The 12819-nt window shown below is 47.8% G+C and carries 6 protein-coding genes, 16 tRNA genes and 1 rRNA gene (1 of these 23 running past the window's edge); all 23 read left to right on the forward strand.

Annotated features, from left to right (window positions below):
- Positions 1-2063 (forward strand): 23S ribosomal RNA (locus ACN6MW_RS20035); it begins 871 nt to the left of the window's first position.
- A gap of 110 nt (positions 2064-2173) precedes the next feature.
- Positions 2174-2249 (forward strand) — tRNA-Asn (locus ACN6MW_RS20040).
- A gap of 4 nt (positions 2250-2253) precedes the next feature.
- Positions 2254-2344: transfer RNA gene (locus ACN6MW_RS20045), tRNA-Ser, on the forward strand.
- A 4-nt stretch (positions 2345-2348) separates the two neighbouring features.
- A tRNA-Glu gene (locus tag ACN6MW_RS20050) sits at positions 2349-2423 on the forward strand.
- Between the two features lie 67 nt (positions 2424-2490).
- Positions 2491-2566: transfer RNA gene (locus tag ACN6MW_RS20055), tRNA-Val, on the forward strand.
- 15 nt (positions 2567-2581) lie between these two features.
- Positions 2582-2658: transfer RNA gene (locus tag ACN6MW_RS20060), tRNA-Met, on the forward strand.
- Positions 2659-2700: 42 nt separating this feature from the next.
- Positions 2701-2777: transfer RNA gene (locus ACN6MW_RS20065), tRNA-Asp, on the forward strand.
- A 15-nt stretch (positions 2778-2792) separates the two neighbouring features.
- A tRNA-Phe gene (locus tag ACN6MW_RS20070) sits at positions 2793-2868 on the forward strand.
- 31 nt (positions 2869-2899) lie between these two features.
- Positions 2900-2975 (forward strand) — tRNA-Thr (locus ACN6MW_RS20075).
- A gap of 3 nt (positions 2976-2978) precedes the next feature.
- Positions 2979-3063: transfer RNA gene (locus ACN6MW_RS20080), tRNA-Tyr, on the forward strand.
- 9 nt (positions 3064-3072) lie between these two features.
- A tRNA-Trp gene (locus tag ACN6MW_RS20085) sits at positions 3073-3146 on the forward strand.
- Between the two features lie 18 nt (positions 3147-3164).
- A tRNA-His gene (locus tag ACN6MW_RS20090) sits at positions 3165-3240 on the forward strand.
- Positions 3241-3269: 29 nt separating this feature from the next.
- Positions 3270-3344: transfer RNA gene (locus ACN6MW_RS20095), tRNA-Gln, on the forward strand.
- 7 nt (positions 3345-3351) lie between these two features.
- Positions 3352-3426 (forward strand) — tRNA-Gly (locus ACN6MW_RS20100).
- A gap of 7 nt (positions 3427-3433) precedes the next feature.
- Positions 3434-3507, forward strand: a tRNA-Cys gene (locus tag ACN6MW_RS20105).
- A 23-nt stretch (positions 3508-3530) separates the two neighbouring features.
- Positions 3531-3607: transfer RNA gene (locus tag ACN6MW_RS20110), tRNA-Arg, on the forward strand.
- Positions 3608-3620: 13 nt separating this feature from the next.
- Positions 3621-3702, forward strand: a tRNA-Leu gene (locus ACN6MW_RS20115).
- A gap of 239 nt (positions 3703-3941) precedes the next feature.
- Positions 3942-5693, forward strand: a complete 1752-nt coding sequence (locus ACN6MW_RS20120) for a sensor histidine kinase (RefSeq protein ID WP_419871775.1) — start codon at positions 3942-3944, stop codon at positions 5691-5693.
- A complete protein-coding gene (locus ACN6MW_RS20125) occupies positions 5686-7299 on the forward strand; it encodes a helix-turn-helix domain-containing protein (RefSeq protein ID WP_419871776.1) in 1614 nt (537 codons plus the stop codon). Before ACN6MW_RS20120 ends, ACN6MW_RS20125 begins: the two co-directional genes overlap by 8 nt.
- A gap of 119 nt (positions 7300-7418) precedes the next feature.
- The gene (locus ACN6MW_RS20130; protein WP_364144381.1) at positions 7419-8396 is read left to right on the forward strand and encodes an ABC transporter permease; all 978 of its coding nucleotides are present in this window, start codon (positions 7419-7421) and stop codon (positions 8394-8396) included.
- Between the two features lie 52 nt (positions 8397-8448).
- Positions 8449-9381, forward strand: a complete 933-nt coding sequence (locus ACN6MW_RS20135; protein WP_364144378.1) for a carbohydrate ABC transporter permease — start codon at positions 8449-8451, stop codon at positions 9379-9381.
- An 82-nt stretch (positions 9382-9463) separates the two neighbouring features.
- Positions 9464-11011, forward strand: coding sequence for an ABC transporter substrate-binding protein (locus ACN6MW_RS20140; RefSeq protein ID WP_419871777.1), 1548 nt, complete (start codon positions 9464-9466; stop codon positions 11009-11011).
- A gap of 191 nt (positions 11012-11202) precedes the next feature.
- On the forward strand, positions 11203-12777 hold the full coding sequence (locus ACN6MW_RS20145) for an ABC transporter substrate-binding protein (protein WP_419871778.1): 1575 nt from the start codon (positions 11203-11205) through the stop codon (positions 12775-12777).
- Positions 12778-12819 lie beyond the last annotated feature (42 nt).

The raw sequence follows: 12819 nt of genomic DNA on the forward strand, positions 1-12819 counted from the left end.
AGCTTTAGGGCTAGCCTCGAGGAATGAGCGTCGTGGAGGTAGAGCACTGATTGGGTGCGGGGCCCGCCAAGGGTTACCAAGTCCAGTCAAACTCCGAATGCCATAGACGTGCTACTCGGGAGTCAGACAGTGAGTGCTAAGATCCATTGTCAAGAGGGAAACAGCCCAGATCATCAGCTAAGGTCCCCAAGTGTGTGTTAAGTGGGAAAGGATGTGGAGTTGCAAAGACAACCAGGATGTTGGCTTAGAAGCAGCCACCATTTAAAGAGTGCGTAATAGCTCACTGGTCGAGTGACTCTGCGCCGAAAATGTAACGGGGCTAAACACACCACCGAAGCTATGACATGTACCTTTATGGTACTTGGGTAGGGGAGCGTTGAATACGGATTGAAGTTGGACCGTGAGGACTGGTGGACTGTATTCAAGTGAGAATGCCGGTATGAGTAACGAAAAGACAAGTGAGAATCTTGTCCGCCGAAAGCCTAAGGGTTCCTGAGGAAGGCTCGTCCTCTCAGGGTAAGTCGGGACCTAACGCGAGGCCGAAAGGCGTAGTGGATGGACAACAGGTTGAAATTCCTGTACCACCGTAAACCGTTATGAGCAATGGGGTGACACAGAAGGGCAGTGACGCGGGCTGATGGAATAGCCCGTCCAAGCAGTGAGGCTAGTGTGTAGGCAAATCCGCACACTATTAGGCTGGGCTGTGATGGGGAGCGAAAATTATAGTAGCGAAGGTCATGTACTCCGGCTGTCAAGAAAAGCCTCTAGCCAGGTGAAGGTGCCCGTACCGCAAACCGACACAGGTAGGCGAGCAGAGCATGCTAAGGCGCGCGGAAGAACTCTCGTTAAGGAACTCGGCAAAATGACCCCGTAACTTCGGGAGAAGGGGTGCCTCGGTAGGGTTAATAGCCCGAGGGGGCCGCAGTGAAAAGGCCCAAGCGACTGTTTAGCAAAAACACAGGTCTGTGCGAAGCCGTAAGGCGAAGTATACGGGCTGACGCCTGCCCGGTGCTGGAAGGTTAAGGGGAGCGGTTAGGGGCAACCCGAAGCTGTGAACCGAAGCCCCAGTAAACGGCGGCCGTAACTATAACGGTCCTAAGGTAGCGAAATTCCTTGTCAGGTAAATTCTGACCCGCACGAATGGCGTAACGACTTGGGCGCTGTCTCAACGAGAGATCCGGTGAAATTTTAATACCTGTGAAGATGCAGGTTACCCGCGACAAGACGGAAAGACCCCATGGAGCTTTACTGTAACTTGATATTGGACTTTGGTACGATCTGTACAGGATAGGTGGGAGCCTGAGAAGCATGAGCGCCAGCTTGTGTGGAGGCGACGTTGGGATACCACCCTGATCGTATCGGAGTTCTAACCTGCTGCCGTGAAACCGGCAGAGGGACCGTGTCAGGTGGACAGTTTGACTGGGGCGGTCGCCTCCTAAAATGTAACGGAGGCGCCCAAAGGTTCCCTCAGAATGGTTGGAAATCATTCGAAGAGTGCAAAGGCATAAGGGAGCTTGACTGCGAGACCTACAAGTCGAGCAGGGACGAAAGTCGGGCTTAGTGATCCGGTGGTACCGAATGGAAGGGCCATCGCTCAACGGATAAAAGCTACCCTGGGGATAACAGGCTTATCTCCCCCAAGAGTCCACATCGACGGGGAGGTTTGGCACCTCGATGTCGGCTCATCGCATCCTGGGGCTGAAGTAGGTCCCAAGGGTTGGGCTGTTCGCCCATTAAAGCGGTACGCGAGCTGGGTTCAGAACGTCGTGAGACAGTTCGGTCCCTATCTGTCGCGGGCGCAGGAAATTTGAGAGGAGCTGTCCTTAGTACGAGAGGACCGGGATGGACGTACCGCTGGTGTACCAGTTGTTCCGCCAGGAGCACCGCTGGGTAGCCAAGTACGGACGGGATAAGCGCTGAAAGCATCTAAGCGTGAAGCCCCCCTCAAGATGAGATTTCCCAGTATGTAAGACCCCTTGAAGACGACGAGGTTGATAGGTTCGGGGTGGAAGCACAGCAATGTGTGTAGCTGACGAATACTAATCGGTCGAGGGCTTATCCTAAAACGTTTGCTTGGACCCATACATCCGGCAGACAGCAGCTAAAAAGGTTTCAGCAAACCTAATTTTCGTATCCAGTTTTCAGGGCGCAATTCGCTTTGAAAGTGATTTATTCCCTGATAGCTCAGTTGGTAGAGCACTCGACTGTTAATCGAGTTGTCACAGGTTCGAGTCCTGTTCGGGGAGCCATTATAGAGAGGTGTCCGAGTGGTCGAAGGAGCACGATTGGAAATCGTGTAGGCTCTAACCGGGTCTCGAGGGTTCGAATCCCTTCCTCTCTGCCAGTAAGGCCCGTTGGTCAAGTGGTTAAGACACCTCCCTTTCACGGAGGTAACAGGGGTTCGAGTCCCCTACGGGTCACCAAAAACTTCTTAAAATGTTATTGACAAGAGCGAAAAGCCTATGATATGATATAAAGGTCGCTCAACACGGAGGCTTAGCTCAGCTGGGAGAGCATCTGCCTTACAAGCAGAGGGTCGGCGGTTCGATCCCGTCAGCCTCCACCATTTAAATAATAACGACGCGGGGTGGAGCAGCCCGGTAGCTCGTCGGGCTCATAACCCGAAGGCCGCAGGTTCAAATCCTGCCCCCGCAACCAAAAAAAATCTTTACCATTCGGAAGTTTCCGAGAATTTGATGTGGAGCTGTGGTGTAGTGGCCCAACATGCCTGCCTGTCACGCAGGAGACCGCGGGTTCGAATCCCGTCAGCTCCGCCATTCAAAACAACATCAGGCTCGGTAGCTCAGTCGGTAGAGCAGAGGACTGAAAATCCTCGTGTCGGCGGTTCGATTCCGTCCCGAGCCACCATTTAGTTTGTACAAGCAACACAAGTGAATATGCCGTTGTAGCTCAACTGGTAGAGCAACTGACTTGTAATCAGTAGGTTGGGGGTTCAAGTCCTCTCGACGGCACCACATGGAGGATTAGTGAAGTGGCTAAACACGGCAGACTGTAAATCTGCTCTCTCTGAGTTCGGTGGTTCGAATCCATCATCCTCCACCAGTTTACCTTAGGGGCATAGTTTAAAGGTAGAACAAAGGTCTCCAAAACCTTTGGTGTGGGTTCAATTCCTGCTGCCCCTGCCAATTAAATATTTGAATATGGCGGTCGTGGCGAAGTGGTTAACGCATCGGTTTGTGGATCCGACACTCGGGGGTTCAATTCCCCTCGATCGCCCCATTAATTTTAAAATGTGTTTTGTATTTTGTTGGGGATTAGCCAAGCGGTAAGGCAACGGACTTTGACTCCGTCATTCTCAGGTTCGATCCCTGAATCCCCAGCCATTTATATGCGGAAGTGGCTCAGCGGTAGAGCATCGCCTTGCCAAGGCGAGGGTCGCGGGTTCGATTCCCGTCTTCCGCTCCATTAATTTGGCGCCATAGCCAAGTGGTAAGGCAGAGCTCTGCAAAAGCTCTACCCCCAGTTCGAGTCTGGGTGGCGCCTCCACAATTTCTTTTGCATTACAATATGTGCCCTTAGCTCAGCTGGATAGAGCGTTTGACTACGAATCAAAAGGTCAGGAGTTCGAATCTCTTAGGGCACGCCATATTTACCTAATTGCCGATGTGGCGGAATGGCAGACGCGCGCGACTCAAAATCGTGAGGGAAACCGTGGAGGTTCGAGTCCTCTCATCGGCACCACTTTTTAAATGACAAACTCTTGAGATTATTTATATCTCAAGAGTTTTTTTGTGTTTATTTTTAAATGCTGCTCTTCAATTGCGTTGGATCTATACTTATTTCCCTTCGCTTGTTAAGCTATTAAACTAAAAGCCAATGTAAAATAGACGATGAATCTCATATTTTTATAGGATATCAAGAAAGCGCTTTAAATGGTAGAATTAGAAATGGTTCGACACATGTTAGGGGGAAAGCGGTACGTGAGGTTCGGTAAATCAATCAGGACTCGTCTCATTATCGGTTTTATGGCAGTTATGCTGCCGGTTGTGATTTATATGTTAATTAATAATAGTTATTCCCGTGATATCGTTCGTGAAAAGGTATCGCAGACCTACCGGAACACACTCGATATTTACGTCGGACAAACAGACCATAATTTATCGCAAATCAATGATTATCTATATAAAATGTCGGTGCTTGATTCCGATGTCGGATTGCTTATGTCTTTTCCGATGGACAGTGACGGCTACACGCTAACAAAAATTCGAATTGATGCCAAGCTAAACCGTGACGTTGGCGTCTATAATTTGATTGATGCCGTTTTTCTGTATCACAAAAACGATATAATTTTCGGAACGGACAGCGTATATAACGATACGAAGAAAATAATTAAGACACATATGGATGAGATGACAACGGAAGTTAATCTGCTGCAGAATGACCAGCATACCTGGGAGGTAAGGGCGGATGAACGTATGCCGGGAAAGTTTTTTCTGATCAATTTCATTAAGGTTTCCGATGGCTTATATGTAGGAGCGATGATTAAGATTCAGGACATCAATAGGATGCTTTCGATCCAGTGGAGCGACGGGGATATCGGGCATAATGGCATATATTTGCGGGAGGGTGAGCAGCTCGTCCAGTCACTTACAGAAAATATCGCTCCGTTTGAGCTCAGCTATAAAATATCAAAGGAGCCGTACGAATCGCTGACGGACCGCAAGACAGGCGATAGCTATCTCGTAATGAACCGAATGAGCGATATGGTTAATATCGCATACCGTGTCGTTATTCCGGAGGAGACGCTGCTGCGCAACCTGTTGTTTTTTAGAAATGCCACGTTATTTGCCCCAATAGGCTTTTTGGCGATATTGCTTATTTACTTATTCTTTATGCGGAATATGCTTTTTAAACCGCTGCATGAGTTGATTTTAGGGATGAAAAAAATCTCGCTTGGCATGCTGGATGTCAGGCTGAAGAAAAACAAATCGCTGGAATTCGAGTTTCTGGGCAATACGTTTAATATAATGGCCGAGCAAATCAAAACCTTAAAAATCGATGTATACGAGGAGCAGCTTCGCGTGAAGCAAGGGGAGCTAAAGCAGCTGCAAGCCCAAATCAATCCTCATTTCTATATGAACAGCTTGAATATTATTTATAATTTAGCAGCGCTTGGCGATACGGAAACGGTCAAAAAGATGTCTTTGCATCTTGCTGATTATTTTAGGTTTATCATGAAAGCAAATCGCGATACGATCATGCTCAAGGAAGAACTGCAGCATATTGAAAATTATATTACGATACAGAAAATCCGTTTTCCGGATAAGCTTCAATGCACATTTGAAGGCATGGATGAACTTTTGGATTATCCGATTGCAGCCTTGACGATACAGCCATTTGTTGAAAATTCGATTATTCACGGATTCAAAAATAGGCGTCAGCTTTTCCAGATTAAAATTACGGCACGAATGGATGCAGACCATGGCTTTGCGCTGTCTATCAGCGACAATGGTACGGGCTTTAACCCGCAGGTTCTAGAGAGACTGCAGAACAAAGAGCCGCTGCAGGAAGGCGAGACAAGCAGTCTAGGCATTATGAATGTCATCCACAGGCTTCAGCTTCTGTATGGCGATCGCACCTCAATCACGTTTGCTAATCAAACGGAGGGAAGCGGAGCAATCGTCGTGATCGTGTTTCCTAAGCTCATGGAAGGGGCGAGAGCCGTTGTATAATTTATTAGTCGTTGATGATGAAGAAATAGCGATTCGCGGAATCGTGGAAGGCATTGACTGGTCAACGCTGCCGATCGCCAATATATACACGGCGTATGACGCAGAGGAGGCGCAGGCGATCCTTAGCGAGCATACGATCCATATTATGCTTTCGGACATTGACATGCCTAACCTAAGCGGGATCGATTTGCTGGAATGGGTAAATGAGCATTCTCCCTCCAGCGTGACGATTTTTCTAACCGGCCATGCGGATTTTAAGTATGCGCAGCAGGCGGTTCAGTTGGATTGCTTCGATTATCTGCTCAAGCCCATCGATCATAATGCACTGAAGGCATGCATCCATGAAGCGCTGGCCAAAGTTCGCGATTTGGAGCAGCTTGCCAAAATCCGAGGAACCTACAGCCTGTTCTACGAGCAGTGGAACAAGCAGCGTCCCATATTAATCGAACGTTTCTGGCAGGATGTGCTGCATTACCGGCTGTCGGCGGCACCGAAGCAGCTGGATGACGCGCTGCAAACCTATGGGCTGCCGCTTCAGGCAGACAGTCACCTTCGGGTCGTACTTATCAGCATTGAACAATGGCGCGAGGAATGGTCTGCTAGGGATGAGGAAATCATGACCTACGGCATAAAGAATGCTGCGGAGGAGCTTGTGCTTCAGGATTCGCCTGGTCATATCGTACAGGACGGCAGCGGGATTCTTTATGCGTTATTTTATGGCTGTGAGGATAGAGAAGGACTAACGGTGGAGTTCATTTCCGAGCGATGCAAATCATTTATAGACCAGTGTAAAAGAATGCTGAATTGCTCGCTCTCCTGTTATATCGGAGAGTCCGGGCAGGTCAAGCAGCTTCGTGCCGCCGTACAGGGGCTGCTTTCAATGGAACGCAGCAATATCAGCAATACCTGCGCGATCCTTACGGAAAGGGATCAAATGCCGGAGCATGGGCTAAGCGTTCCCCAAGCGGTTCCCTTCTCAGATTGGTCTCTTCTTCTGGAGTCTGGCAAGCAGGCAGAGCTTTCGCAGCGCATTGACGAATGTTTTGATCTCATGCAGGAATCAAAAGTAGACTATACGTATATGGCCTCGTTTTATTACGGGTATATGAATATGTTATTTCAATGGCTAAATAAAAAATCGGTGCAGATGACCGATGTGTTCAAGCATAGAGAGTGGGAGGCAGGCGAGAACATACTTAAGTCGCTGCCACGGATGCGGACATGGACACAGCAGCTAAGTCTGCAAATTACGGAATACGCAAACCGGAACGGGAAGGATGTATCCCAGGTTGTGGAGAAAGTACAGCGCTACATGGAAGATCATCTCGGAGAGGAGTTCAGCAGAGAGCAGGCAGCCGAAGCCGTGTACCTGAATCCCGCGTACCTGTCACGTCTATTCCGCAGGGAGACTGGTTATTCCTTAACGGATTATTTGGTTCGGATAAGGATAGCGAAAGCGCGCATTGAGCTCGAGAAAACGAATCACCGGGTCAGCGACGTCGCCATAAACGTAGGTTACGGGAATTTTTCGCATTTCTCCAAGCTGTTTAAAAAAACAACGGGACTTACTCCGCAGGAATATCGCAAAAAATTTCAAAATGTATAAATAAAAAGTCACTGGACCGTTAATGCGGTCACGGCGCCGACAGATGTCGGCGTCTTTTTTTTATACAATGAAGATAACGAAAAACCACAAAGCGTTTTAGAAAGAGGAGGGGGAAGGCGATGGCGAAACCTGCGACAGAAGCGGTAACAGCTGCCTATATTCCAAAGAGTTCGGTCAAAAAGTTAACTCATATCCGTATTATCCGAAAATATTGGATGTTCTACGTGATGATGCTGCCTGCTATCGCATTGCTGGTACTAAACAATTACATACCGATGTTTGGCATCATTATCGCATTCAAAAATATCAATTACGCGGATGGCATCTTGGGAAGCCCATGGAGCGGCCTTCGTAATTTCGAGTATTTGTTCAAAACTTCGGATGCTTGGATTATTACGCGGAACACCTTGCTGTACAACTCGGGGTTCATCGTTTTGAATCTCATATTCCCGTTAGCCTTTGCCATCATGCTCAATGAAATAAAAAACAGATTCGTTGCCAAGCTGCATCAAACGGTTATGTTCCTGCCTTATTTCCTCTCTATGGTCGTGATCAGCTACCTCGTGTTTGGCTTCATGAGCGATGAACATGGTTACTTAAACAGCTCGCTTCTTCCGGCTTTGGGACTGGAAAGCGTCCAATGGTATTTCACGAAGGAAGTATGGCCATACGTTCTGCCTATCGTTAACACATGGAAGAGCATGGGCTACTTCACCGTGATTTATATGGCCGCGATCATCGGTATCGATGATGAATATTACGAGGCAGCTACCATTGACGGGGCCAGCAAATGGAAGCAGATGACGAGCATCACCATACCGCTTATTATGCCGGTCATAACCATTATGACGCTGCTGCAGATCGGCAAAATCTTTAATGCGGATTTCGGATTGTTTTTCCAAGTGCCAAGAGAATCGGGCGTACTGTTCCCTGTCACGAACGTGATCGACACCTACGTATATCGGACGTTCCTCACCGTTGGCGACATCGGGCTTTCATCCGCAGCAGGTCTGCTGCAGTCGGTTGTCGGCTTCACGCTTGTTTTTCTATCCAATTGGGTGGTTCGCCGAATTAACAAGGAAAATGCCTTGTTTTAAGAAATGCCTGCCAAATCTAGCTTTTCTATGAAAATCTTATGGAGGTGAACCTATGGAAGCAACCGAGGCCATAGCATCCGGGTCGAATCCCAAAAACCAATTGTCCGTGCCGGCTTCTCTAGGCATCAATGTTTTCTTTATTATTTATTCCTTATTATGCATCATACCGCTGTTGCTGATCGTCATGGTTTCGATTACCGACGAGGCAGCCGTCGTGCGTGACGGCTACCAATTCATTCCCTCGAAGATTGATTTGGGCGCCTATCAATTTTTGTTCAAGGATGCGACCCAAATTATCCGCTCTTACAGCATTTCGATTTTTGTAACCATTGTAGGTACGACCCTGAGTTTAGTCATTATGGCCTTATACGCCTATCCGATATCGAGAGCCGATTTTCCCCACGCGAAATTTTTCACCTTCTTTGTTTTCTTCACCATGCTGTTCTCGGGCGGACTCGTGCCTTGGTATTTGGTGTATGTCCAGACGCTTGAGCTAAAGGATACGCTGATGGCACTCATCATGCCGCTTCTGGTGGCTGCGTTCTTCGTCTTGATTATCCGCACCTTTTTCCAGACGACAATTCCAGCCGCGGTGCTGGAGTCTGCGAAGATTGACGGGGCGGGAGAGCTAACGATTTTTGCGAAAATCGTACTGCCTTTGTCGCTTCCAGTACTGGCGACAGTGGCGTTGTTCCAGACTTTGACGTATTGGAATGATTGGTTCCTTAGTCTCGTGTTCATCACGAAGGACGGCAACATCACCGTTCAATATTTGATGTATAAGACGATGCTCAACATCCAATTCCTTGCAAATAACAGTACGGCCGCAGCGGCAATTACAGCAGCAGGCGGTACATTCAAATTCCCGAGCGAGACAGTCCGGATGGCGATGGTCGTCGTCGGAATCGGACCAATCATATTCGCGTATCCCTTCTTCCAAAAGTATTTTGTCAAAGGGCTGACTGTGGGCGCCGTAAAAGGTTAATTACAATTTCGCCGTTAACGTGGCTGTAGCCGGTTATTCCGGTTTAGCATATAACCTAATTTTTGAGGGAGGTCCACCCGTTATGAAGCAAGTTAAACAAAAAACATCTATGCTTCTTCTGTTGATGATGACCATCGTACTAATTGTGTCAGGATGCTCAGGTAACAATGCTAAAAACAATGCAGAGCCAACGAAGGAATCCGCAGCTGAAACGGAAAAACCGGCAACTACGGAGGAAGAGCCGCCAGCATCGGAATTAAAGCCATATCAAATATCACTTGTATATCCAGGTACGCCGCAGACAGACGAGAAAAAGATAGAAGAGGCCTTAAACAAGCTGCTTACGGAAAAAATCAATGCAACAATCGATCTGAGACCGATCGATTGGGGCGCTTGGGATGACAAGATTAACTTAATGGTTGCTTCCCAAGAAGAAGTGGATATTGTATTCACCGCGCAATGGAACGGACATGCGAAATACGTAGCAAAAGGAGCATTCCTAGAGCTCGGAGACCTTCTCGAGCAGTATGGAAAAGGCATTACGGATTCATTAGACCCGGCCTTTATCGAAGGCTCGAAAATCAACGGTAAAAACTACGGCATACCGACGAATAAAGAGCTCGCGGCTGCTGGAGGAATCGTATACCGCAAAGATGTAACAGATGAGCTTGGCATCGATATGACTAATGTGAAGACGCCGCAGGATCTGGATGCCGTCTATGCCGTAGTTAAAGCCAAAAGACCGGATCTGACTCCGCTTTATACGACGGCTGGCGCATTTAACTCCCATTTCTTCGCGAACTACGATTTCTTGGGAGATTCGACGATTCCAGGCGCCATTCTAAAGGATAAAGATGATACTAAGGCTATGCCGATAGAGCAAATCGACCGGTACAAGGAATTGCTGAACATTACCCGCGATTACTTCAAAAAAGGATACATTAATGCGGATGCGGCAACGACTCAGGTTTCCTCCGCAGATGCATGGAAAGCCGGAACCGTATTCTCGACGCTGGAAGCATTGAAGCCAGGCAAGGACGCCGAGGTAGCAAGCGCATCCGGACTCTCCGGCAAGCTCGCGCAAATTATGATGAATGAAAAAACGGTTGCCACGTCTGAAACGGCAGGCTCCATGCTTGGTATTTCCTTCACTTCCAAGGATCCGGCCCGTGCTATGATGCTGATCAATCTGCTGCACACGGACAAAGAAATCAACAATCTGTTGAATTTCGGCATCGAAGGCGAGCACTACACGAAAAACGGCGAAATCATAACAGCAACCGGCAGCACTGGCAATTACAACCCGGGCTCCTCATGGATGTTCGGCAATCAGTTCCTTAATTACGTATGGGATACTGAGGATCCGGATAAATGGGCGAAGTTCAAAGAATTCAACCAAAACGCTAAGGTATCGCCGGGTCTTGGCTTCGTATTTGACAGTGAACCGGTAAAAGCGGAGGTCGGCGCACTAGCTAACGTCATCCGCCAATACCAAAGAGCGCTCGAAACGGGCTCTGTGGACGTAGACAAAACGTTGGCTGAGTACGAGAAAAAGCTGAAGGATGCTGGCGTAGACAAGGTTGTGGCTGAGAAGCAAAAACAATTCGATGCATTTCTGGCGAGCAAGTAAATAAATAGCCATTCTCTAAATATCGAACCCCGCGCCTTTCATAGGCGCGGGTATTTTTTATATGTAGAAGTTCAAGGATTTTGCGGAGAGGGTATCGAAAGCCCTTATTCTTATACTTGCAATTTTTTGTGTATTCCTTACAATTAAGCTAACAAATGCAATTCAACACCGCACGAGGGGGCAATTCGATAATGACCCGAACGACGCGCCAGTTGATGCGTGCATGGATGCTTTTGCTGGCTTGCTTATCTCTAATAAGCGCTTGCTCTAATCACACAGGCATGAATCTCCCGTTAAAAAACAGCAGCAGCCCAGAAGCTGAGAGCAACAATGAAAGCGCTTCATCATCAAACGCCGTTAGCGACGGAGAAAGCAATGATCACCAATTGAAAAGCTATATGTTAAGATTTGTGTACCCGGGATCTCCGCAGGAGGATGAGGCAGAGATCGAATCGGCAATGAATGAATATCTATTGACCAAAATAAATGCAACAATCGATCTCATGCCGATTGAATGGGGACCATGGGATGATAAAATCAACCTGATGGTCGCTTCGCGCGAGAAGGTTGATATTTTATTTACGGCACAATGGAATAAGCATGCGGTCAATGTGTCGAAAGGCGCTTTCCTAGAGCTGGATGAACTGCTCGAGCAGTACGGACAAGGGATTTTGCAATCGCTTGATCCTGTTTTTCTTGCAGGAGCTAAAATAGAAGGGAAAAATTATGCGGTTCCGACGAACAAGGAATTGGCTGCGCAAGGCGGCATCGTCTATCGTTCAGATATTGCTGATGAGCTAGGCATCGACATGTCTAAGGTAAAGTCGCTTGAAGACTTAGATGAAGTGTACCAGACCATCCTAGCCCAAAAACCGGGCATGACGCCTATCTATATGAAGCTGGGAGAAACGTTTAATTCACATTATGTCGGAAATTTTGATGCGCTGGGCGATACCTCGATTCCAGGAATCATTCTGAAGGATGGGGACAGCACGGAAGTCTTGCCGGCCTATGAGGTTGACCGTTATGTGAATACGCTGCGAATAACGCGCCAATTTTATCAGAAAGGCTACATAAACAAGGATGCCGCTACAAACCAGACGATGAATAACGATGCGCTGAAATCCGGAGATGTGTTTTCCATTACATCCGCCTTAAAACCGGGCAAGGATGAGGAGCTGGCGATTCAAACGGGTCTTATCGGCAAGCTGGCACAGCTGCCCCTCAATGAAAAAACGATAGCGACATCAGAAACGGCAGGCTCCATGCTTGCTATTTCCTCAACCTCGCAGGACCCGGCGCGCGCGATGATGTTTATCAATCTGCTCCATACGGACCCATACCTGAACAATCTGCTTAATTACGGCATCGAAGGCAAGCATTATGTAAAGCTTAATGAGCTTGTGATCAAACCGACCGAGTACACTAAGAATTATAATCCAGGCTCCAATTGGATGTTCGGAAATCAGTTCTTAAATTATGTATGGGATAGCGAGAATCCCGAGAAGTGGAATGTATTCAGGGAATTTAATCAAAACGCGAAGATCTCTCCCGGTCTTGGCTTCGTATTTGACGGAGATCAGGTCAGGGCAGAGGTAGCAGCCGTCGTTAATGTCGCTAGGCAATATCAAACCGCGATGGAAACAGGATCGGTCGACGTCGATAAAGTATTGCCCGAATACAGGGATAGCTTGAAAGCTGCGGGGATAGAGAAGATTATTGCAGAGAAGCAAAAGCAATTCAATCGGTATCTAGCTAGTAAATAATTGTTATACGATAGAAGTGCCGGCCGTGCGATTATCGCGTTG

Source organism: Pristimantibacillus sp. PTI5 (genome assembly GCF_048572955.1).
In the GTDB taxonomy this organism is placed as follows: domain Bacteria; phylum Bacillota; class Bacilli; order Paenibacillales; family Paenibacillaceae; genus Pristimantibacillus.